The sequence below is a fragment of the Desulfosporosinus paludis genome, from assembly GCF_045689965.1.
Lineage (GTDB): Bacteria > Bacillota > Desulfitobacteriia > Desulfitobacteriales > Desulfitobacteriaceae > Desulfosporosinus > Desulfosporosinus paludis.
This window is the reverse complement of the sequence record NZ_CP144211.1, coordinates 3,826,221-3,849,570: the sequence shown is the minus strand read 5'-3', so window position 1 is coordinate 3,849,570 and position 23,350 is coordinate 3,826,221. Positions and strand designations below refer to the sequence as shown.

The 23,350-nt window shown below is 46.6% G+C and carries 22 protein-coding genes; 1 reads left to right on the top strand and 21 read right to left on the bottom strand.

Features of this window, described 5'->3' with window-relative positions; genetic code table 11:
• Positions 1-2: 2 nt before the first annotated feature.
• The 13 genes from VZF35_RS19190 to VZF35_RS19130 all read right to left on the bottom strand — a co-directional run bounded on the left by VZF35_RS19190 (position 3) and on the right by VZF35_RS19130 (position 14,433).
• Positions 3-845 (bottom strand): YihY/virulence factor BrkB family protein, encoded by an 843-nt coding sequence (locus tag VZF35_RS19190; RefSeq protein ID WP_407307519.1) that lies wholly within the window; start codon positions 843-845, stop codon positions 3-5.
• 104 nt (positions 846-949) lie between these two features.
• Entirely contained in the window at positions 950-1,558 is a 609-nt protein-coding gene (gene pyrE / locus VZF35_RS19185) for an orotate phosphoribosyltransferase (RefSeq protein WP_407307517.1), read from the bottom strand.
• 16 nt (positions 1,559-1,574) lie between these two features.
• Positions 1,575-2,258 (bottom strand): orotidine-5'-phosphate decarboxylase, encoded by a 684-nt coding sequence (pyrF, locus tag VZF35_RS19180; protein WP_407314723.1) that lies wholly within the window; start codon positions 2,256-2,258, stop codon positions 1,575-1,577.
• A 102-nt stretch (positions 2,259-2,360) separates the two neighbouring features.
• Positions 2,361-3,281 carry a dihydroorotate dehydrogenase gene (locus tag VZF35_RS19175; RefSeq protein WP_407307515.1) on the bottom strand — a complete coding sequence of 307 codons (921 nt, stop codon included), beginning with the start codon at positions 3,279-3,281 and terminating at the stop codon, positions 2,361-2,363.
• Positions 3,268-4,119, bottom strand: coding sequence for a dihydroorotate dehydrogenase electron transfer subunit (locus VZF35_RS19170; protein WP_407314721.1), 852 nt, complete (start codon positions 4,117-4,119; stop codon positions 3,268-3,270). Before VZF35_RS19170 ends, VZF35_RS19175 begins: the two co-directional genes overlap by 14 nt.
• Before the next feature lie 145 nt (positions 4,120-4,264).
• Positions 4,265-7,438 (bottom strand): carbamoyl-phosphate synthase large subunit, encoded by a 3,174-nt coding sequence (gene carB, locus VZF35_RS19165; protein WP_407307513.1) that lies wholly within the window; start codon positions 7,436-7,438, stop codon positions 4,265-4,267.
• Complete coding sequence (gene carA / locus VZF35_RS19160; protein WP_407307511.1) at positions 7,438-8,583, bottom strand: glutamine-hydrolyzing carbamoyl-phosphate synthase small subunit; 1,146 nt, start codon at positions 8,581-8,583, stop codon at positions 7,438-7,440. Before carA ends, carB begins: the two co-directional genes overlap by 1 nt.
• A 55-nt stretch (positions 8,584-8,638) precedes the next feature.
• Entirely contained in the window at positions 8,639-9,973 is a 1,335-nt protein-coding gene (locus tag VZF35_RS19155; protein ID WP_407307509.1) for a dihydroorotase, read from the bottom strand.
• Positions 9,960-10,895, bottom strand: a complete 936-nt coding sequence (locus tag VZF35_RS19150) for an aspartate carbamoyltransferase catalytic subunit (RefSeq protein WP_407307507.1) — start codon at positions 10,893-10,895, stop codon at positions 9,960-9,962. Before VZF35_RS19150 ends, VZF35_RS19155 begins: the two co-directional genes overlap by 14 nt.
• 357 nt (positions 10,896-11,252) lie before the next feature.
• A complete protein-coding gene (pyrR, locus tag VZF35_RS19145) occupies positions 11,253-11,807 on the bottom strand; it encodes a bifunctional pyr operon transcriptional regulator/uracil phosphoribosyltransferase PyrR (protein ID WP_407307505.1) in 555 nt (184 codons plus the stop codon).
• A 367-nt stretch (positions 11,808-12,174) separates the two neighbouring features.
• On the bottom strand, positions 12,175-13,107 hold the full coding sequence (locus VZF35_RS19140; protein WP_407314719.1) for an RluA family pseudouridine synthase: 933 nt from the start codon (positions 13,105-13,107) through the stop codon (positions 12,175-12,177).
• Between the two features lie 93 nt (positions 13,108-13,200).
• On the bottom strand, positions 13,201-13,686 hold the full coding sequence (gene lspA / locus VZF35_RS19135; protein ID WP_407314717.1) for a signal peptidase II: 486 nt from the start codon (positions 13,684-13,686) through the stop codon (positions 13,201-13,203).
• Between the two features lie 72 nt (positions 13,687-13,758).
• Positions 13,759-14,433, bottom strand: a complete 675-nt coding sequence (locus VZF35_RS19130) for a TraR/DksA C4-type zinc finger protein (RefSeq protein WP_407307504.1) — start codon at positions 14,431-14,433, stop codon at positions 13,759-13,761.
• A 684-nt stretch (positions 14,434-15,117) separates the two neighbouring features.
• On the opposite strand from VZF35_RS19130, the gene panB reads away from it, so the two are divergent.
• Positions 15,118-15,954: a 3-methyl-2-oxobutanoate hydroxymethyltransferase gene (panB, locus tag VZF35_RS19125; protein WP_407307502.1), complete on the top strand. Its 837-nt coding sequence runs from the start codon at positions 15,118-15,120 to the stop codon at positions 15,952-15,954.
• Positions 15,955-16,191: 237 nt separating this feature from the next.
• Here the strand turns inward: panB and VZF35_RS19120 are convergent, their stop codons facing one another.
• The 8 genes from VZF35_RS19120 to gcvPA all read right to left on the bottom strand — a co-directional run bounded on the left by VZF35_RS19120 (position 16,192) and on the right by gcvPA (position 23,349).
• Complete coding sequence (locus VZF35_RS19120) at positions 16,192-16,440, bottom strand: DUF5808 domain-containing protein (protein ID WP_407307500.1); 249 nt, start codon at positions 16,438-16,440, stop codon at positions 16,192-16,194.
• A gap of 242 nt (positions 16,441-16,682) precedes the next feature.
• A complete protein-coding gene (locus VZF35_RS19115) occupies positions 16,683-16,994 on the bottom strand; it encodes a hypothetical protein (RefSeq protein WP_407307498.1) in 312 nt (103 codons plus the stop codon).
• Positions 16,995-17,015: 21 nt separating this feature from the next.
• On the bottom strand, positions 17,016-17,594 hold the full coding sequence (pduL, locus tag VZF35_RS19110) for a phosphate propanoyltransferase (RefSeq protein ID WP_407307496.1): 579 nt from the start codon (positions 17,592-17,594) through the stop codon (positions 17,016-17,018).
• 199 nt (positions 17,595-17,793) lie between these two features.
• A complete protein-coding gene (locus tag VZF35_RS19105) occupies positions 17,794-18,606 on the bottom strand; it encodes a biotin/lipoate A/B protein ligase family protein (RefSeq protein ID WP_407307494.1) in 813 nt (270 codons plus the stop codon).
• A 12-nt stretch (positions 18,607-18,618) separates the two neighbouring features.
• Positions 18,619-19,584 (bottom strand): radical SAM protein, encoded by a 966-nt coding sequence (locus tag VZF35_RS19100; RefSeq protein ID WP_407307492.1) that lies wholly within the window; start codon positions 19,582-19,584, stop codon positions 18,619-18,621.
• Positions 19,581-20,462 (bottom strand): radical SAM protein, encoded by an 882-nt coding sequence (locus VZF35_RS19095; RefSeq protein WP_407307490.1) that lies wholly within the window; start codon positions 20,460-20,462, stop codon positions 19,581-19,583. Before VZF35_RS19095 ends, VZF35_RS19100 begins: the two co-directional genes overlap by 4 nt.
• A gap of 89 nt (positions 20,463-20,551) precedes the next feature.
• Positions 20,552-22,012 (bottom strand): aminomethyl-transferring glycine dehydrogenase subunit GcvPB, encoded by a 1,461-nt coding sequence (gcvPB, locus tag VZF35_RS19090; protein ID WP_407307488.1) that lies wholly within the window; start codon positions 22,010-22,012, stop codon positions 20,552-20,554.
• Positions 22,009-23,349, bottom strand: coding sequence for an aminomethyl-transferring glycine dehydrogenase subunit GcvPA (gene gcvPA, locus VZF35_RS19085; protein WP_407307486.1), 1,341 nt, complete (start codon positions 23,347-23,349; stop codon positions 22,009-22,011). The genes gcvPB and gcvPA overlap by 4 nt, the downstream gene beginning before the upstream one ends.
• Between the last annotated feature and the right edge of the window lies 1 nt (position 23,350).

The window sequence follows — 23,350 nt, the reverse complement described above, 5'->3', positions numbered from 1 at the left end:
AATTATTTCTGCGCTCCTTTTACGGCATTTAATGTCACTGCCACTTCGGCTCCAAGCAAGACTATGATGCAAGAAATATAGACCCAGAAGATAAAGAGCATAATAAACGTCAAACTTCCGTAAATCATCTCATATTTGCCTAAATGCTCAGTGTACCAAACAAATACCACCCGAGAGATGTATATTCCTAACGTCGAAACTAAAGCACCTACGAAGAGATAAGAATTTCGAATTGTCTGGGATGGTAAAAACCGATAACAAAAATGACAGGTCAAAAAAAGTAATAAGGGAAACGCCAAATGAGAGATTCCATGAAAAAGTGCTAACCACAGTGGAATGCTTTGGTTCGTAAAAACATTTTTGACGAGGGCGAGGGAAACAATGGTCGCCAGCGAAGAAATAATCGTGAGACTTACGAGTATTACGAGCATCCCGAACCCCACAAGATACTGCCTGACAAAAGACCTTCTTTTAGACACCTCCCAGATCGTATCAAGGATCCTTTGAAACGATACAAAGCCGCCCGTGGTGGTCCATAGTAAGCCAAGAATCCCAAACAGTCCGACTTTATTGGAACCCAATAAGACTAATCTGGACACGTTCTGAGCGAGATAGAGTTTAGCATCCGGAAGGGTCGGAACGTAGGACTGAAAAACCTCTGAGATAAAATACTGTACCGTTTCCTGGGGAATAAAAATCGAAGCGCCATAGATCAGCAAAAGAAGTAAGGGAATCATCGAAGAAAATCCATAAAAGGCAATCACTGCTGCCAAAGCCCCAATATTGTGTTTCATAATTGACCTTACGAGACTCCGAACAAATAATAAGATCCGTTTTACGATCATCTTATTAACCTCACCTGCCCCTTTGAAACAGCAACTTAAGCTCTAGCTTACCCTGGAATACCATTCCCAACACGAGACAAGGTCTTGAAAAGTTTACCGCTAGATTAGACTTTTCGACTACCCGGCTTAATCGCTGGGATTCCTTGAGCACACAAGGGGCATTCTTCGGCTTCGTAAGCTTGAATCTTAAGCTGGAGAACGGAACTCTGCGGCAAGCCGAACTTCACCGCTCCACCGCTTCGATCAACGAGAACTCCGACCCCCACAGGGACAGCCCCCATCTCTTGGATTACCGCCAAAACCTCGCGCACCGATCCACCCGTCGTAATGACATCTTCTACAACTAAAACTCGCTCCCCCGGAGCCAGCGTAAATCCACGGCGTAAGCGCATAATCCCATTTTCTCGCTCCGTGAATAAGGCCCTCACACCTAAAGCTTTAGCGACTTCATGAGCCACGAGGATACCACCCATAGCAGGTCCTATGACGGTTTGGATCTCCAGATCTCGGAAAGAGGCTGCTAATCCTTCAGCCAAAATCGCTGCCCTGTCAGGGTACTGCAATACTTGAGCACACTGCATATACTGAGCACTATGTTTTCCGGAAGTCAAAAGAAAATGTCCATCAAGAAGGGCCTGGCTTTTTTTAAATAAGTCAAGGTATTCTTCCGTCTTAAGAAGAGTTCTATTATCCGCAGTATTTTTCTCAGTCATTTTATCGTCTCCTTTTCTATCTGACCCAGAGTCTCTCTAAAGCTTCTCTAGGGTCTTCTGCCCGAGTTATCGGCCTGCCTACCACCAGATACGAGCTGCCCGCTGCTAACGCTTCATGCGGGGTCAAAACCCGCATTTGATCATCCGCTTCACTCCAAGCCGGCCGTATCCCCGGGGTCACGATCAAAAATTCGGGAGTAGTATTTTTTCTGATTGCACCAGCCTCTTGGGCCGAAGCTACAACGCCGTCCAGGCTGGCCTTTTCGGCAAGCTTTGCCAATGACACGACATGCTCCTGAAGTTGACGTTCTATCCCCAGCTCTTGTCGAAACTGGTGTTCTGACATACTTGTCAGGACAGTCACTCCAATAACTTTTGGTACTAATCCCAGCTTATTTCCCTCGTCACGTGCAGCAGAGGCCGCACGAACCATCATGTCATACCCTCCGCTGCAATGAACATTAATCATATCTGCTCCGGCCTGTACAAAGCCTCGCATCGCCCGCTCAACAGTGGTTGGAATATCGTGCAATTTTAAATCCAAAAATATCGAAAACCCCAGTGACTTTAACTCACGGACTACTGCTGGACCTGAATAAGCATAGAGTTCCATTCCAACTTTAAGCCAACAGCCGCTTCCCAGAAGGACATTTGCTAAAGTCAAGGCCTCTTCTCGCCCTTTAACATCAAGGGCGACCATAATCCGCTTATTTAAGTTTCTATCCACTCATGAGCCCTCCATTCATTCCAGTTCCTAGGATGTTTTAGGGATTCACTTCCCTCGGGAGAATCGTTGCTAAGCTTAGCTTCGATGAGCTAATCCAACGATTTCACGCACCGCAGAGTACCCTCTTTGCTCACAGTAATGTTTGATACCCTCCAGAATCTCCACAGGAGCTTGGGGATTATAGAAATTCCCGGTACCAATACTGACCGCCGTTGCTCCAGCTAAAAGAAATTCCACCGCATCTTGCCACGAAGTAATTCCACCCATTCCGATAATGGGCAAATCAACGGCTTCGGCCACTTGCCAAACCATCCGCACCGCCACGGGACGAATCGCCGGCCCGGATAATCCGCCAAACGTATTCGCCAAGACAGGACGCTGGGCATCAAGGTCAATACGCATGCCTAAAAGAGTATTAATAAGGGAAAGCGCATCTGCTCCGCCGCGCTGAACAGCTCGGGCCATAGCCACGATATCTGTGACGTTTGGGGAAAGTTTAGCAATGATCGGCAGATCTGTTGCGGCTTTAACGGCTGCGATCACTTCCTGAGCGCTCTCGGGATCTGTGCCAAAATGCATTCCGCCGTGTTTAACATTAGGGCAGGAGATATTGACTTCTAACGCCGCTAAACCAGAACCCTGACGCAGCGCTCGAGCCATAAAGGCGTAATCTTCGAGAGAAAACCCAGAAATATTGGCAATGACAGTTGTAGGCATTTTGCTTAGTTTCGGAAGATAGGACGCCATAAATTCCTCCAGCCCCGGATTTTCCAAACCAACGGCATTTAATAATCCTGCCGGAGTTTCTGCCAGGCGCGGAACGGGGTTTCCTAAGCGAGGCAAAGGAGTGATTCCTTTTAGAGTTATCCCTCCTAAAGCTTCGAGAGGACAATAAGTAGTATACTCCTCGCCAAATCCATAAGTTCCGGAAGAGGTGAGGATAGGATTACGGAGGGTGATTCCGGCAACTCGAGTCGTCAAATCAACAGGTCTCATCCCACACAACCTCCTCTCCACGAAAGACCGGCCCATCGACGCAAACCTTTTTATGAATCGGTCGCCCTGCTTTGTTTAAGAGCGTACAAACGCAGCCTAAACAAGCTCCCACAGCGCAGCCCATGCGTTCCTCAAGAGAAACTTCTACCGGAACTTGAAAACCTCCGCAGAGCTCTGTAACTGCCTTCATCATTCGTTTCGGACCGCAGGCAGCGACATTGATCTTCTTCTTTCTCATATCGTCTTCTAATTGTGACCGATCAAACAACATTAGGAGCTCTTCGCGAACCTGCTCTATCACTAACCCTTTTACGCCTAAACTTCCATCCACCGTACTGAGATACATTGGAAGCTCCATGTTCTGCCACCGGAGCAACCCAGCGCTTTCCAAGAACGACTGGTTTTCTCCTCCCCAGAACAGGCGCACCTTCAACTCCTGAACAAGCGCACTTTGGGCTAGAGCATACAGCGGGAAAATCCCAATTCCCCCGGCGATTAACCACAATTCCCCTTCTTTAGGCAGAGAAAAGCCATTTCCCAACGGACCCATGACACTGAGTTTATCTCCACATCTTGCCTGAGCTAAAATCTCCGTTCCTCTCCCTTTGATTCGGTAGAGGAGCGCAATCTCGTCGCGCTCCGGGGAAATCTCAGCAATACTAATCGGGCGTCTTAATAAAGGATCAAGGGATGCACGAGCAGAGTCCTGAACTTGAATCGCAACAAATTGTCCAGGCCTGGCACTTTGAGCGATTGGTCCTTTTAGAACCAACCGTCTAAGCTTTTGATCTTCATTTCCCATAGGTTCATGTTCAACGACTTGTCCCATCGTGAGCATGGCATCCTCTCCTTTCAATGGTCCATTCATGAAATGTATTTTCCCGCCGTATGAGCGAAACGAATGCCTAGCATGTAGTTTTTGCTTCACATTTCGTGTACTATACCCCTTTTTCATTTTTTGAACTTCAAATTTTGAATTTTGTTTAGAGAGGCAGAAGACCTGGAGAAATACTCTCCAACACATGAAGCAGTGCCGCTGCAGTATCGAGACTGGTGAAACAAGGAATTCCGTACTCAACAGCTGCTCTGCGGATGGCAAAACCGTCACTCTCTTGAACTCGGCCGTGAGTTGTGGAATTAACCACATATTGGATCTTCTGTTTCCGAATTCCGTCAATAATTTCATTGGAGCCATCATGCAGCTTGGCAATCGGTTCCACCCGTATCCCCTCATTTTTTAGATAACGAGCCGTTCCTGCAGTGGCTAAGATTCGGAATCCCAATTCGACAAAACGGCGAACAAGCTCTACTCCTTCTGCTTTGTCTCGATCGGCCAAGGTCACCAGCACAGAACCGTAGGTGGTAAACGTAAGCCCTGCCCCTAAAAGTGCTTTGTAGAGAGCTTTCTCGTAGGTTCTGTCCATCCCCATGACCTCCCCTGTGGACTTCATTTCTGGCCCTAAAGACGGTTCGACCTTCTGAAGCTTAGAGAAGGAAAACACAGGCGCTTTGACAGCGACTCGATTCCCTATCGGCCAGAGACCGTGAGGAATTCCAATATCCTCCCATTTCCTCCCTAAGATTACTTGAGTACCCCAATCTACGATTGGCACTCCAGTGACTTTGCTTAAAAAAGGGACGGTTCTGCTGGATCTTGGGTTGACTTCTAAAACATAAAGTTCCTTTTGATAGATAACATACTGGATATTTAATAACCCGTTTATTTTCAGAGAGCGAGCCAAGGATTCTGTCAAAGCGATAATTCGTTCCTGTATGCTCTGTTCCAAGGACTGGGGAGGATAAACCGCGATAGAATCGCCGGAATGAACTCCGGCCCGTTCCAAGTGCTCCATGATCCCAGGAATGAAGACATTTTCCCCATCGGAAATCGCGTCGACCTCCACTTCCTTGCCGAGCAGGTATTGGTCCATCCAAATCTCTTGATCCGAAGAAGCGCTTAAAGCACGTTTAGCAACCAGGTCTAATTCCTTTTCTTCATAAACGATCTCCATAGCTCGTCCTCCTAAGACATAGGATGGGCGAACAACTAAAGGAAATCCGATAGTCTCAGCCACTTGGCGAACTTGTTCCATCGTTGTCGCCCCGCCGCCCCGCGGTCGTTTAGCACCCAGTTTCTGAAGCACTCGGTCAAAGGTTCCCCTCTCCTCCGCCCGATCGATATTTTCCACCGTAGTACCCAGAATTTTGTAACCACGGCGTTCCAAACTGCTCGCTAAACCGATGGCTGTCTGCCCGCCGAACTGAACAATGACGCCCTCAGGCTGCTCTTTATCCAGAATCGCCGAAACATCCTCCAAGGTTAAAGGTTCAAAATATAAACGATCTGCCGTATCAAAATCTGTTGAAACGGTTTCTGGGTTATTATTGACGATAATACTTTCAAAGCCCGCTCTTCTTAAGGCTAAGACAGCATGCACCGAGCAATAATCGAACTCAATCCCTTGCCCTATTCGAATTGGGCCCGAACCTAAAACGACCACTTTGGGGCATCTGTGAACGTCCCCTTCATCTTCGACATCATAGCTGGAATAAAAGTAAGGAGTTGTTGCTTCAAACTCTCCGGCGCAGGTATCCACCATTTTAAACACCGGCAAAATCTTATGTTCCCGGCGAAACTTGTAGATCTCATCCTCTGTACTGTCCCAGAGTGAGGCAAGCTCCTTGTCGGCAAAACCTAAACGCTTGCCCTTGCGCAGCCCCTCTATATTCCACGGGCTGCTTGCTAATTCAGCTGTGAAATCTACTAATCGTTTGAGAATGATTAGAAAATAGGGGTTCCAGCCTGTCAATTCCGCCAATTTCTCAATGCTCCAGCTCCGCCTTAAGGCCTCAGCCAGAACAAACAATTGTCGATCGTCGGGTTTGCGGCAGGCATTTCCAAGTTCATCATCGGAGACCAGCTCTAGTTCTCTCAGGCTAACTCCAAATAATTTGATGTCAAGAGAGCGGATTGCTTTGAGCAGGGCTGTTTCCAAGTTCCTGCCAATGCCCATGACTTCGCCTGTTGCTTTCATTTGAGTGCCTAACACGCGATCGGCATCCGTAAATTTATCAAAAGGCCAGCGTGGGATTTTCACCACCACATAATCCAAAGCGGGTTCGAAACAGGCTGAAGTTTTACCCGTGACAGCATTTTTGAGTTCAGTAAGGGCATATCCTAAGGCAATCTTGGCAGCAACTTTAGCGATGGGATATCCTGTAGCTTTTGAAGCGAGGGCGCTCGAACGGCTAAGTCGAGGATTCACTTCGATGACAACATATTCCATGCGCTCTGGGTGAAGGGCAAATTGTACATTACACCCTCCCTCAATCCCCAGGCCATTGACAATTCTGCGCGATGCGCTGCGCAGCATCTGGACCTCCCGATCCGTCAAGGTTTGGCAGGGTGCGACGACAATACTATCCCCTGTATGTACACCAACCGGGTCCATATTTTCCATATGACAAATCGTGATACAGTTGCCTATACCGTCACGCAAAACTTCAAACTCAACTTCTTTCCAGCCGGCCACGCTTCGTTCCACTAAAATCTGACCAATGAGACTCGCTTGCAAACCACTTTGGGCAACTTGTTTCAGATCCTCATCACTTTCGACAATTCCGCCCCCGGTTCCTCCTAAAGTGAAAGCCGGACGCACAATTAAAGGGTACCCCGTTTTTTGGGCAAATTCCAAGGCCTCTTCAATCTTAGCCACAATTTTGCTCTCCGGGATCGGCTCACCCAGTTTCTGCATTAAGCTCCGGAAGCTTTCCCGATCTTCCGCCTGATCGATACTCTCTAAGGAAGTGCCCATCAAGACAACGCCACAGCGTTCCAACACCCCGCGCTTAGCCAGCTGATAGGCCAAATTGAGACCCGTTTGTCCGCCCATAGTGGGGACTAATCCGTCCGGCCTCTCCCTTTCAATGATTCGCTCCAGGGCTTCCACAGTTAAAGGTTCAATATAAACTCGATCTGCAGTTTCGCGATCCGTCATAATCGTTGCCGGATTAGAATTAACTAAAATGACTTCAATGCCTTCTTCCCGTATGGCTCGACAGGCTTGTGTCCCAGCGTAATCAAATTCTGCTGCCTGCCCAATCACAATAGGGCCAGAGCCGATCACCAGAACCTTTTTCCATCCCTTCTTGGGCATTACGATCTCCCCTTCCTCGCCAAACTTCCTTCCACCATATCTTTAAAGAGATTAAAAATCTCGGCATTTTCTTCAGGTCCCGGAGCCCCTTCAGGGTGAAATTGAACGGATATTACGGGATAGGTTATATGCTCCATTCCTTCAACGGTTCCATCGTTAAGATTACTCATCGTCACTTCAAAACCGGAGCCTTGCAAGGAAGCGTCATTAACTGCATAGCCGTGGTTCTGGGACGTCATCGTTGCCTTGCCTGTACGAAGATCTATGACAGGATGATTTCCCCCACGATGCCCATAGGGGAGCTTGTAAGTTTCTCCGCCGGCCGCTAAAGCCAACAGTTGATGCCCTAAACAAATCCCTAAAACAGGCAGCTTCGTATAAAGCTGTCGAACTGTGGCAATTCCTTTAGGCAATTCACTGGGATCTCCAGGACCATTGCTCAGGACCAAGCCACTCGGTCGCTGCCATAAAATTTCTTCAGCCGTTGACCCCGCCGGGAACACCATAACCCTAAATCCTCTCTGTTGAAGCGAGCGAAGAATGTTCCGCTTCACTCCAAAATCGAGTACCGCTATAAGCGGGCCTGACCCCGGTATTTCATAAACTTCCTTGACCGTGGAACGATAAACCCAATGGTCCCTCATGTCACCCAGATCATTGGAATCTGAATTACTATCCTCAAAATCAGCTGTAATTTCTCTCTGATTCCGCCAGAATTCCAGCCCGGCTTCCTTCGTTTCCGCCAAAACCCCCGGCAGCGTGCCAAATTCCCGCAGATAGCGCGTCAAGGCCCTTGTATCAACGTCTTTTAACCCTTGAACATCGTGTTGTTGACAATACTCCTCTAAGGATCCCTCAGCGTGCAGACTTCCCTCCCCTTGAGACAGCTCACGAACAATGAGCCCTTGGAGACGGGTTTTATCCGCTTCATTTTCTTCATGGTGCCAGCCATAATTCCCGATTTGGGGTTGAGTAAGGACGAGAATCTGCCCGGCATACGATAAATCCGTGACCATTTCCTGATATCCGCTTTGAGACGTATTGAAAACCACTTCTCGTGCTGTCAGTGCTGCAGAACGTTTCTCCCACTCTCCAAACATCTCTCCCCCAAAGGTCGTACCATCTTTAAAAACGAGATAAGCCACCTTCCGACACTTCCTCTCATCTCTCTTTTTCCCTCATTCATTAAAGAATAGCTATTCAAATATTTTGCAGACTCCTCTGTTGCAGCACCCTACGGTCTTTCTGCACTAGCTTTCCTTCCACCCAGACCATGACCGGGAACCCTTGGAGGGTTTTCCCCAGAAATGGAGTATTTCGAGCTTTGGAAACGAGACTGCCCGGTTCGATGACTTCTTTAAGATCCGGGTCAAAGAGTACAACATCCGCGCATGCGCCTGGCATTAGAGTTCCGCCAGATAACCTAAAACGTTGAGCCGGCAAATAACTCCAAGCCTCGATCACCCGCTCCCAAGTGAGCTTACCGGGCATCACCAGATGCTGATATACCGCACTCAAAGCTGTTTCTAAACTCGCAATTCCGAAAGGAGCCTCGGCAAAGGGACGGGACTTCTCAGCCTGAGTATGAGGTGCATGATCTGTTGCAATCATATCAATTGTCCCGTCGCGAAGCCCATCGATCAGCGCTTCCCGATCTTTTCTGGAGGCCAGAGGGGGGTTGACCTTGAGAACAGTATCTGTTAAATGAATATCTTCATCACACAAGATCAGATGGTGAGGATTAACTTCAGCGCTGACATTAACTCCGCGTGCTTTAGCTCTGCGAATCAGCTCCACACTCTCCGCTGTGGAAATATGGGCTAAATGCAGCTTTCCACCCGTTTCTTCAGCCAATATCAGGTCCCGAGCCACAACCACGCTTTCAGCACTGGCCGGAATTCCCCTTAACCCCATCCGTCCTGAGGCTACACCGCGGCGCATAAGACCGTCTCCTGCTAAATCTTTGTCTTCGCAATGACTGATAATCGCCAATCCAGTCAATTTAGCATACTCTAAAGCCAGCCTCATCACTTCAGCATTTTGAATGTTCTTCCCATCATCAGAAAAGGCAGCGGCTCCGCCTTCTTTCATATCAGCCATTTCTACAAGTTCTTGCCCTTGCATACCCTTGGTGACGGTTCCGATCGGCAAGACATGAGCGTATCCTGCCCGTTCTCCTTGAAGCCGGACAAATTCCACCAGGGCACGCTTATCAATCACAGGTTGAGTGTTGGCCATAGCCAAAATCGTGGTAAATCCACCACGTACAGCAGCCTGGGAACCGCTGAGAATATCCTCTTTGTCTTCTTGACCCGGTTCACGCAAGTGTGTGTGCACATCGATCAGTCCCGGAAAAAGAAACTTTCCTTGCCCATTGATCGTTTCTACGTTCTCCCCCTGTGCTTTGCTCAGAACTTCTTCCTCCGTAATCGAGGAAACGATGTCTAAGATTTTCCCCTCTTTGATGAGAACACTTTGGGGACTCGATAATTTCTGACTCGGGTCAACCACCCATACATCTTTAAGCCACCACATTGCCGGACCCTCCAATCAATAAATATATTAAAGCCATACGAATGGCCACACCGTTCGTGACCTGGCGCTCAATTAAGGCTTGGGCGCCGTCAGCCACATCATCGGAAATCTCTACACCCCGGTTCATCGGCCCCGGATGTAAAACGATGCTTTCCTTCTCAGTTTTCTTCAAGCGCTCTGTTGTTAAGCCATAGAGACGGCTATATTCACGCAAGCTTGGAAAGAGCCCGCTTTTCTGCCGTTCTAACTGCAAGCGCAAGGCCATCACGACATCTGCACCCGGCAAGGCCTTGTCGAGATCATGGGTCAGCTTCACTCCTAGGCCCTCCATCTCAGCTGGCACTAAAGTAGGCGGTCCCACCAAAGTAACATTGACTCCCAGTTTTTGAAGCCCCCAAGCATTGCTTCTAGCCACACGTGAATGCAAGACATCGCCGACAATAACTATGTTTTTCCCGCTTAGGTCTCCAAGTTTCTCTTCCATCGTGAAAATGTCCAGCAAAGCCTGTGTTGGGTGTTCATGCTGGCCATCTCCCGCATTAATGACCCCTGCATCGAGAATGTCTGCCAAAAAACTTGCCGAACCGGAACTGGAATGTCTTATAATCACCAAATCAGCGCGCATCGCCTGAATCGTCTTGGCAGTGTCATACAAACTTTCTCCTTTGCTCACACTGCTCTGAGCGACAGCGATACTTGTCGTGTCGGCGCCTAAAACTTTGGCGGCCATTTCAAACGACGTGCGAGTTCGAGTGCTGGCCTCATAAAAAAGATTGACGACCGATTTCCCTTTAAGGGTAGGCAGCTTTTTAATGGGACGCATTAAAATTCCCTTCATCACTTTCGCCGTGTGCAAGATCTGGCGAATTTCCTCCACGCTCATCTCTTCTAATCCCAAGACATCTTTACGCTGCAATTTCATCGTAACCCTCCTAATATTTCTGATACGAATGGCGGATCTAAACAAAGGACAGTTCTTCTTTTCTTTTTATCCCCTTCTCTGCAACTTATATACAAGCCTAAACGATGGCCCGGCAGTAAAGAAAACTTGGCTGGCGCTAAGCCTTAGCGCAGGCGCCTGCCTAGTTGCGCTTATACTTTCTGGCACTATAAAAAATCCTCTCCCTAAGAAGGGAGAGGATTTAAAAATAGGCATAGCCCAACATCCACTCGCCCCTTGACCATCTCTCAGGATGGCATTTAAAGGGTTAAGTCATCATAATTTTATTTTAACGTTTCATTAAAAAAAAGTTAGCAGTAGAAAGGTTCATACCGCTTACTAATTATGGTCTTCCCGTTCCAATAGCAGGACGTCCTCTTCAGCATCAACTTCAAGCAAACGAACCGCGACAATTTCTCGTCGTGACGTGGGCAAGTTCTTACCGACAAAGTCCGCTCGGATGGGCAGCTCTCGATGTCCCCGATCTACCAAGACGGCGAGCTGGATGCGCTCGGGTCTTCCTAAGTCCATCGTCGCATCTAGCGCTGCTCGGGCTGTCCGGCCAGTGTAAAGGACATCATCGATAAGTATAACGGTTTTTCCTTCGATACTAACCGGAACATCTGTTTCATGAACAACAGGTTGGACATCAATCGTGCTCAGGTCGTCACGATAAAGGGTAATATCTAAAATTCCAAGCGGAAGCTCTACCCCTTCAAATTCTTTAATATATTCTTGAATCCGCTCAGCCAGAGGCACACCTCGCCTCCGAATTCCCACTAAGACCAGCTTATCTGTTCCTTTATTTTTTTCTACAATTTCATGGGCAATTCGAGTTACAGCCCGGCGAATCCCATCTGCATCTAAAATCTTGCTTTTAATCGTTCCCTCCAAAGCAACAATCTCCTTTCCTCTTGGAGTAAGTCAATGGAACCCGGATTAGACCGATAAAGAAAACTTGGCGAAGGCGGCTGCCCAGCTGCACAGGCCATGGATGGCCAAGTGTCCCTGAAGCCAAGGATGGTGAGAAAGGACCTGCAGAAAGTATACAACCGAAGGTTATACTCTCTAACGGTGCAAGAACAAATAAGACCGTCCCAATTGCAGACAGTCCTTCCTAACTTCCGTCTGCCTTTCCAAGCCTCGCAGGACTTCATTTAAAGGCCGTTTAACTGTCATTAAGTTTACTTTAGGTTAGGCCAAATGTCAATGATAAGACGCAAAATGACATTCATTGAACCCTGCAGCTTGGGGCAATTGTCTAAGATCCTTCCTCCCTCAGCTTCGTAATCACGTCGGCAAATTGTTCAGGCAAAGGAACGTCAAACCTCATTAAATCCCTACTGCGTGGATGTTGAAACCCCAAGTGTGCCGCATGAAGCAATTGTCCTCGAATTCCGAATCGATTTTTGGAAGGTCCGTAGACTGGGTCCCCTAAAATCGGATGTTTCAGATAATTCATATGAACGCGAATCTGATGAGTTCTCCCCGTCTCAAGATGCACTTCCAGATAGGTCGCATCCCTAAAACGTTCCAAGACAGTGTAATGAGTCACAGCCGTTTTAGAATGATGCATAACTACGGCCATGCGTTTGCGATCCGCTGGATCTCGTCCAATGGGCGCATCTACAGTACCCGACGGTTCCGCTATCACTCCGTGAACAACCGCTAGATAGTTTCTTTCCATACTATGTGCTTTCAATTGAGCAGCCAGGCTTTGATGGGCATCATCATTTTTGGCCACTACCAGAATCCCTGAAGTATCTTTATCGATACGATGGACGATTCCAGGGCGCAAGACTCCGTTAATACCGGAAAGATTTTGACAATGATACAACAAAGCATTGACAAGAGTTCCTGTCCAGGCACCTGGTGCAGGATGCACTACCATGCCCTGTGCTTTATTAATGACCAAGACATCTTCATCTTCATAAAGGATTTCCAAAGGAATATTTTCCGGTTCAGCCCCAGCTGGGCGCGGAACAGGGATTGTCGCTTTGATCCAATCACCCTCACGAACTTTATAATTTCCTTTTTTAATAAGCCCATTTACTTTAACATGCCCATTGGCAATGAGGTCCTGAACAAAAGACCGGCTTTTTGCCAAAACACTCGTAACTCCAACGTCAAGTCTTAATCCTGCTGAAAGGCCAAATTCCAAAATCTCAAGCTTTTGAGAGCCCGCTGAATCTATGACGTCAAATTCGGGATCTTCCAACTCAGATTCAAATACCTTTTCCACTCTTACACCCTCAACTATTTCTGATTTCTCATGTAGGCATTTATCTTATTCCTGAGTACTTGTTGGCTTTAGCTCATCTTCCTGTTTTTTTCGAGCCTTCTCATCCCAATATAAGCGAAGCATGAGCAGTCCAACTCCGATCACGATCATACTGTCGGCAAAGTTAAAAACATACGGCCAAATCTGGAAGTCGAGATAATCGACAACCCGGCCAATCATCAGACGATCATAGAGATTTCCGAGAGCCCCTCCCCCAATCATCCCAATAGCTAAACGCATCAGAACCTCTTTGTGGGGAATACGGAATTGACCGTAAATTACCCCTCCCACCACCAAAAACGCGGTAACAACAAAAACCCAGGTCTGACCCGCCATCAAGCCGAAGGCCGCTCCTGGGTTAAGAACAAACGTTAAATGAAATACCTTCGGGATGACCTTCAGTGATTCGCCCGGAATAAAATTTGTCTGAATTAATACTTTTAACAAGCGATCGATGACCCATACTCCGATCATTGCCAGCCATACCAACAACCGTTTAACCCCCCTGTTTTTCCTCATCTTAACACAGGGCTTAAACGAGAGCAAATTATTCCTTTTTCCTTTTTAAGTACGACCATGATCCTGACTATAATGGATGGTATTCCCACGGCCTTCCGGTTCTCTCGCTGTCTCAAGGGTTTCAATAAATTGAGCTGCACCAATCACCTCGTCAGAATCCTCATACAGGTCATTGGGATCAGATATATCCCTATTTGTTCCAAGATCCTGCAGGGAATCCGATGTTCCATAGCGGGCCACGGCCTGCCAAGCATCTTCACCATCAAATTCAACTCGGTCCAGTCCATCGTTAAATGTCCGGGAAAACGGACGGTTAAGAAGTTCATCTTCAACAGGTTCCCGGTGTAAAGAATGCTGTTCCTCTCGCTCTTCTTCCTGGCTGCAGCGAGTACAGACCGTAGTGTAGGGCACCAATTCAAGACGTTCATAAGGAATTTCCTGCCCACAGTGCTCGCAAACCCCATAGTCCCCTTTCTCAAAACGCTCTAAGGCAGCGTCAATCGCTTCAATCCTATGCAGCGAACGATCATGATAAGCGATGTCCTGCGAACGTTGATAGACCTCAGTCGCTATATCGGCAGGATGGTTATCCGCCACAGACAGTTCACCTAAAGACTCTCGCATGTCTCCGTTGATGAATTCAGTTGCTGTCTCCATTAGGCTTTGCTTTTCCTCACGCAGAGTTTCAATCAATTTACTATAACGAGACCCTCTAACCATTTCGCCACCCCTTTCAAATTCTTGTTAGACCAAATTGATAATCGGTCTCATATCTAGTACTAGGAATTCTTAAATTAACACAGTCAAAAAACTCAGTTTAATCGCTTAAAGATATCCCAATTCAAAGTTTAATATTAGTGTTCCCATGCGATAACTATTTACGCAAAAAAACTTACCTACATAAATTTCCTGCGCAAAATTGTAAAACTTGTGTAACAGTACGAATCTTAAACAAAAAACTCCTCAGAATATATTTCCATAGAAACTTAAACACGTAATAACCTAGCTTAATCATTTTAAGTCCTCCTTGTTTTACTTTGAGGCTTGATTTTTTGGAGCCTTCAATATTATGATAATCATATAAGTTAAGTGAATTGGGCGACAGCATGCGCCCTATCATTGCCGCTTTGGAAACGTGGGGTTTAGGCTATCTAAAATTAATTAATAAGGTGGAAGAGTCCTAAACTCCAATTTTGTAGCCGAGTTAGATATTATTTGATATACTAAATTTGGGCAGTATCATAAGAACTGCACCTTTTGGTAGAACATAGTTATTTAATACTGCCTGTATCCGTTACGGACCGGGACAGAGGGATAAAACGGTTTATATTAAAAGTTCCTTCTGACTGAAGGAACTTTTTTGCATTGTTTTATCACCTCTCCTGAAAAAAGGAGGAGAAACTTATGAAATCAACAAAAGACTTCTTGGAAATGAAAAAGCAAAGAAAAAAGATTGTCATGGTAACCGCCTACGATTATCCATCCGCCAAGCAAGCCGAGCAAACCAATGTGGACATGATTCTTGTCGGTGATTCTCTGGGAAATGTTGTACTTGGCTATGATTCAACCGTCTATGTGACGATGGAAGATATGATTCATCATGCTAAGGCGGTTAAACGTGGGGCTAGTAACACTTTCATAGTCGTTGATATGCCATTTATGAGCTGTCATTTATCTGTCAGGGATACTCTATTAAACGGAGCAAGGCTCATCCAGGAAACTGGTGCTCATGCTGTAAAAGTGGAAGGGGCTGATGAAGTGCTCTTCCACATCGAGGCACTTGTAAAAGCTGGTATCCCTGTTGTATCCCATCTAGGGCTGACTCCACAATCGGTGGGAGTCCTTGGCGGATTTAAAGTTCAGGGAAAGGATGCCGAAGCTGCTAAGAAAATAGTCGAGGATGCAAAACGATGTCAAGAAGCAGGAGCGTTTGCCATAACGCTTGAATGTGTTCCAAAACAGCTTGCTAAGGAAATTTCATCACTACTGTCGATTCCAACAATAGGGATTGGAGCAGGTGTTCATACTGACGGGCAAGTACTCGTATATCATGATATTCTCACTTACGGAGTAGGACGTGTCCCAAAATTCGTAAAGCCCTATGCAAATGTGAATGAACAAATGATTTATGCCTTACAGGCCTATGCGAACGAAGTGAGAAACGAACTTTTTCCTGATGATCAATACAGTTTCACAATGAAAGAAGAAGAATTAAAAACTCTTTATGGAGGTAGGGAATAACTGGCATTTGCTTAATATATTAAGGACATTAAAAAGAGATAATAGGGTATACTAAGGGGTTCCATTTTGGAGTTGAAAAGTTAAATTAACACGCAAAATAGCCACGACTTGGCAGTTTCCATAAGCCAAATCGTGGCCATTCTATTTTAGTAAGGTCAGGCCCTCTTGGATTTTTCTTGTTCTTAATAATTTCAGATACCAATTTGTTTACTAACAATATTGGTATCTTATCTTAGTTCATTTGTAAACTGCATGTAACACTGCAAGTGCTAAAACCGCAAAAATTATAATACTTGAAGCTGGATGCGCCCAGTTGTTTGTACGTCCTAAGCCACTAGCTTTTGGAACCAGAAAATTAGCATCATCTGGGTTATAGTAGAAAAAATATTGGTTGTGCGTTGTTTGGTACTCTTCAACTTCTTCAAATGAGCATTTCTTTTGCCATACAGTACCTAAGATAAAGGATAACGTTATGCGAATAAACAATTTATTTATTTCCCATAGATTACCTCCTGCGTTATCTACTTTCAGAACGCGAATTGAACAAACGGGACAACTATAATATTAAATTCTGCAAGATATAAATTTGGTCTACCTCACAATCCTTTATTTATGCAAAGAAAAATCCCGCAAAGTCTGCAATTGAGCGCTCAACTCTGCGGGTTTTGAATATATTATACCTTAATGACCGTCCCATCTCTAAAGGTAAACTGGATGTCATCATCAACTTAGACCGTGACTTTATCTATAACCGCAATCCAAAGATCCTCGTCAAACTCCGTCAAAGCGGAATCCTGCCGCAACAAAGTCGTAAGGAAGGTCTCCAGTTGTTCCCGCTTGATCCGGCGGGCTTGCCGCTGTTCTTCGATTTTTTCCAGCCTACCCTTAGCCTTTTCGTACCTTGCCTCAAAGCTTGCGTAGCGTAGTTGGTATTCAGCCTGGTCGAATTTTACACGAGCATTTTCCTCAACATACTGACGGGTCAACTCCGTAACCGGCGAACGAATGGTTGAACAAGTGTCTCGCGACCCTCGTAGCATGCCCGAACGAACCTCGTCCTCCTAATCCAAAAGAACTTCCAACTGCATGCCATTAGCCAAACCAAAAGCATTCCCTTCGTCCGTGTCAATGTGCATATCGAGAGCATAATTTGAGCTGACGCGGATAAGAACGTGCTCCAGAATCCCGCCTCTAACGCCCGGGACAACCACCCGAACATGGTCCCCATCGTTTAAGGAGTGTTTCGAAGCATCTTCAGGCGTCATGTGAATATGACGAGCAGCAATGATAACACCTTCGTCCATATGGACTTTCCCCATCGGACCCTCAACATCAAGTCCAGGTGTTCCCTCGATTTTTCCGGAATCACGAACCGGAGGTTTAATCCCTAATTTAAAAGTATCTGTCGCTGCTAGCTCGACTTGAGAAGCCTTTCTAGCCGGACCCAAGACACGAACCCCCGGCATGGAACCCTTCGACCCAACCAAGGTCACAGTTTCTTCACAAGCAAATTGGCCTGGTTGACTCAAGTCTTTCGTTCTGGTCAACGTATGCCCCGCTCCAAAAAGTTCTTCGATATGTTGTTGGGATAAATGGATGTGTCGATTAGAAATACCCACTGTAACCATAAAACTAGCCATTGAACTTATCACCCTCCATAGTCTATTACTAAACGAAATGAACACTCACGGTGTCACCCAAAAACAGTTCGGGTCTAAAGAAATTCCGTTAAGAAATAGTATACTCCATTTCGTACTAAAACGACATAAATTTCGAGAGATAAATTCTTAAGTTAGAATCTTTGCAATCTTTAAATTTGAGAATCTTCTCTTGAAAAAACTACCGCTTTTTCGTCCAATCTTCAGCTAGGTATTTAGAACGTACCTCTTGCATTAAACGTCTCTCCTCGTCCGTTAACTGGCTGGTAGTCAAGGTAATTCCCATAACCGAGCAGAAACCAAGACAAATTTCCCGTTCTAACTCCTCTCTCTCGATGGGTCGGGTCCAAACCTCATCCAAAGCACAAGCTTTTGCCTTAAAACCTTTTAATAAACGTTCCCGCACTCCTTCAGTGGGGAACTTCAGAAGCCGAAAGAGAAGATCGGCATCAAAGTGGAGAAGTATAGACCCATGCTGCAAAAGCATCCCCTCTTTCCGCATCTGAGCACTCCCCACCAATTTGCGCCCATTCACAACAAGTTCATACCAGGAAGGCGCATCAAAACAGGCAGCGGTGCTGGTTGCTTTCGCTACTCCGCCAAGTGACATCTCTGCCGGAATCCCCAGCGCTTGGAATCCCTTGACCAAAGCCTTGCTGATTTTTAAATACGATTCTGTCACGCTCCCCGAGACGTTAGGATCTTGCTCAGGTGCAATAACACTATAGGTCAGCTCGTATTGATGCAGGACCGCCCTCCCCCCGGTTGGCCGACGAACAATGTCAATTCCTTCTGCCTTACAAGCTCCTTCATTAACTTCTTTATCATAACTTTGAGCATAACCCAGTGATAAGGCTGCCGGTTCCCAGCCGTAAAAGCGAAGAACTGGTTGGGGGTCTGCGGCTTGAGCCATAGTCTTTAGTAACGCCTCATCGACAGCCATATTCTCCGAACCTGTAGACACGGCATAGGGCAAGTAGCGCCAAGTTGTCATAGAATCTTCCTCTCAATCTTTTGTAAGTGCCAACTGTTCACGAACTTGCGCCCAGGCCTTTTTAATCTCTTCCTGAGACAAGGGGGTCGGATAATTGTACAAGTCCTCCCCAGGTGTTTCGTTATAATATGGGCGATTGCAGCCTGTACAGCCCGAAGTTTGAAACGGCACTCCTCCTCTTTGCTGCTCGAGCACGGATGCAGAAATCCCATAGCTTATCAACTGACCATTTTCAAACCTAAAGTCTTCAAACCGTGCCAATCGATTCCTAATTAGGTCATGAGCAACCTGGACGCGGCGGTAATGAGTCATCTCAGGTTGGGCTACCTTTTCCATCCTTGTCCCTTTCACCGGGGTAAAAGCGAACAAAGCCACCGTCACTCCCCGATCATATAAGATTTGAAGACAATGGACCATTTCCTCTTCACTTTCCCCTAAACCCACGATAAGATGAGTCGCCATATGACCGGGAAACATTTCGGCGGACTTACAGAGCAAGTCCATCCGTTCCTTCCATGATCCATCTTTGCTTCGGGCGTAGACCCCAGGGGTAGCTGCATCCAAAGCAATGCTGACATGATCAACTCCAAGTTCCAGAAGCTCCTTAACCTCCTCAAGGGTTCGGGGGCCTGCTGAAACACAGATTGGCAATTGGCTTTCATTCTGTACTGTTTTGACCAAACTCTTTACTTCCTCCAACGCCGCCCTATCTTGAACAACTTGGAAACAGATTCGCTGCAAACCGTTGTATGCTTTTGAAGCAGTCAAGCTTTGAAGAAATTCATCTTTGGAAAAATTAGGCCAGCTAACTCGGGAAAGGAGATCTGCCCGAGCCCCACTCTCACGTGCCTGAGCACAAAACGCGCAGTTAAAACGACAACGTTCTCCGACCATTAAGTAAGCAGTGGTTGGCAAGGCATCAACTTTAACCTTTTTTAAGCCTAAGACTTTAGCCGTACCTAAAGAACATCGAATCATAGCGCACAACACTCCTCTCCACGAACGACCCTAAGCCGTAATTCTTCTGCTCTGCGACGCGCCCCTGGGGTCGGCATGACTAAATGATTCAGGCCCATAGCGACGGCAGCTTCGTCCAAAGTCTGGCGATACCTGCCTTTGGGACGCATACATCCCAAAAATAAAGGTATCTTGGGAAAACGGATTCTTGCTAAGGCTAAAAAACGAATAACCTCCTCAACCGGCAGCGGTTGCCTGTCGGCATATCGCGTTTCGGGGGTCGGGATAAAGACATTGAAAACTAAGCCATCAACCTGCATCTCATCGAGAGCCTCCAAAGCTGCTGCTTCTCCGCTCCACTCGCCCCCTTTCAAGCCCAAGGTCAAATGCGGCATAACCGGCACAACTTCACGAAGGGCCAGAAAAACTCGACGGTAATCTTCAGGACCTTGTTCTAACCCATAAACTTCACGAATCGTTTCAGGGTCCGCCACAAAATCAAAAGAAACTACATCTGCCAAGTTCTTTAAAAAAGGGATCTCCCCATTATCTAATAAGCCTACGTGAAAATTCAAACGGACATTCTGCTTAAGATTATGCAGGAATTCCAAATGGTCTAGAAAGGGAACCTTTCCTTCCGGCGTACATCCTCCACTAATCAGCGCGCTGTGAAATGGGTAGTTATTATTAAGCGCTCCATAGATTTGAATCTCCTCAATACTCCGCATTCCCTTAAGATAATGCCCGCCACAGTGGGCACAATTCAGGGCACACGAGCGGCCTGTAAGGGTGATACTCTCAGTTTGAGTTGGATAATCGAAAAATATCACATTCTCAAAATTCTTCTGACGCACTTCCCAAGCCTGACAAATCAGGCTCGAGACATCATACTGTTCCATCTCTTTTTCCTCACTTACTTGGAAAAAAGCCGCCCGAAACGAGCGGCATTTTACAACGTATTTGATATCTGCGTTCTTAATTGCTTTGACTACTTTTTTCGATAACGCAGATCTGGTTTTCGAACTGCGCCCACTTCATCCAAACGGGTGACTAAGGTTGTATGGGGGGCATTCTTAACCATATCTGCATCTTCATGGGCTTCTCCGGCGATTTTAATGAGAACCTGAGCAAATTCATCGAGAGTCTCCACGCTTTCAGTTTCCGTGGGCTCAATCATCATCGCCTCTTCGACAATCATCGGGAAGTAGATCGTCGGCGGGTGATAGCCATAATCCAATAAGCGCTTAGCAATATCCAACGTATGCACGCCTGTGGACTTTAAAGTCTTCGGCGTAATCACAAATTCATGCTTGCAAACTCGATCGAAGGGGAGGAAATAATGCTCTTTTAGAACATGCATTAAATAATTGGCATTGAGTACAGCATTTTCCGATGCTGTCTTTAACCCTTCTCCGCCTAAGCCGCGGATATAGGCATAAGCTTTAACCAAGACGGAAAAATTGGCATAAAATGAGCGAACCCGGCCAATTGAGTGGGGTAAATTATCCTCTAATTTGAAGGTCCCATCGTCACCTTGAACCACAATCGGTTTAGGCAGGAAGGGAAGGAGGAACTCCTTGACTCCTACAGGACCGGCGCCCGGTCCTCCTCCTCCGTGAGGCGTGGAGAAGGTTTTATGCAAATTAAGGTGAACTACATCAAAACCCATGTCGCCAGGGCGAGCTATGCCCATAATTGCGTTCGTGTTCGCCCCGTCATAGTACAATAATCCACCGACATCATGAACCAACCGTGTGATTTCTAAGATATTTTCATCGAAGAGGCCGACCGTGTTCGGGTTGGTTAACATCAGTGCAGCTACCTCATCGTTGACAACCTTCCTTAAGGCTTCCAAATCCACTCCGCCGCGCTCCGTTGAAGGAACCTGAATAATATCATAACCCACCATGGCTGCAGTCGCTGGGTTTGTTCCATGAGCTGAATCCGGAACGATGACTTTTGTTCGTTTCGTGTCATTGCGGTGCTGATGATACGCTTTAATAATCAGCATCCCCGTCATTTCTCCATGAGCGCCGGCGGCGGGCTGAAGCGTAAATCCATCCATTCCTGCCAGTTCGCAGAGATCTTCCTGAAGCTCGGCCATGAGCTGCAAAGCTCCTTGAGTCAAGGCCTCCGGCTGATAAGGATGGATGGAAGAAAAGCCAGGCAAGCGTGCCAATGTTTCATTAACTTTAGGATTATACTTCATTGTACATGATCCTAAAGGATAAAATCCAGTATCCACTCCATGATTAAAGGTAGAAAGTCGGGTAAAATGGCGAACAACATCGATTTCGGATAATTCCGGGAGCTGAGGTTCTTGCTGGGTAAGCATATGCTCGGGAATCAGCATTTCTACAGGGATTTCTGGAACACCACATTTCGGCAGACTTACCGCATTGCGGCCACTGGCACTGAGTTCAAAAATCAGCGGTTCTAATGATTTCATTGGATTTCCCCCAATCTGGCCACAAGCCGGTCAATCTCTGCTTTACACTTGGTCTCAGTTACACAGAAAAGAAGATGATGGTCTAGTTCAGGGTAGAACCTTGCCAAATCAAGTCCGCCAATGATTCGATCTTTGAGAAGCGACTCATTAATCTTCGCTGGTTCAATGGTTGTCTTAACCACAAACTCATGGAAGAAAGGTTGCTGAAACGCTAAACTCATTCCGGGGACTTTGGCAATCTCCCTGGCTGCATAGTGAGCGTTTTGTAAATTTAGATAGGCTAATTCTGTCAGCCCTGTTTTCCCTAAGGCACTTAAATGCATCGTAAACGCTAAAGCGCAGAGAGCTTCATTCGAACAAATATTGGAAGTGGCTTTTTCCCTTCGAATATGCTGTTCGCGGGCTTGCAGCGTTAAAACATACCCTTTTTTACCGTTTTTATCGGTCGTTGCGCCGACAATCCTTCCCGGCATTCTTCGAACATACTTATCCCGACAAGCCAGGAACCCTAAATACGGGCCTCCGAAATTAAGAGGATTCCCAAAGGCTTGACCTTCACCGACGACTATATCTGCACCACATTCTCCTGGAGTCTTTAACAGCCCTAAAGACACCGGATTAACAGACATCACCATGAGAGCTCCCTTGGCATGGGCAGCCAATGTGATTTCTTCCGCTTCTCCGATATTGCCAAAGAAATTTGGAGTTTGAACAAGTACCCCTGCAATACCCTCTTGGAGCTTAGCCTCTAAAGCCGCCATATCAGTTACTCCGTCCTTAGAGGGGATTTCGATAAGTTCTACCCCTCTGGGAGGCAAATAAGTTTTGAGAACATCACGATATTCCGGATGTACAGTCTGCATCACGAGTACTTTATTCCGACGTGTGGCATCGCAGGCCATGAGGGCCGCCTCTGCTAAAGCAGAAGCCCCATCATACATCGAGGCATTGGCCACATCCATCCCCGTTAATTCACAGACCAGAGTCTGGTATTCGTAGATCGCTTGAAGAGTCCCTTGACTGATTTCAGGCTGATAAGGGGTATACGCTGTATAAAATTCTGAGCGCAGCAACAACTGATCCACGAAACTCGGGATATAATGTTCATAAGCCCCTGCGCCTAAAAAAGAAATGTACTCTTCAACGGTCTTATTCTGATCTGCCAACCTTTTGACATGTTTGACGAGTTCTTGTTCGGACATTCCGCCTCGAATGTCCAGCGGTCGATTTAAGCGGACTTCTTGGGGCACATCTGCAAAAAGATCTTCGACGGACTTAACCCCGATACGGGCTAAGAGGCGCTCTTTTTGGCTGTCCGTATTCGGTACGAAGTTCATT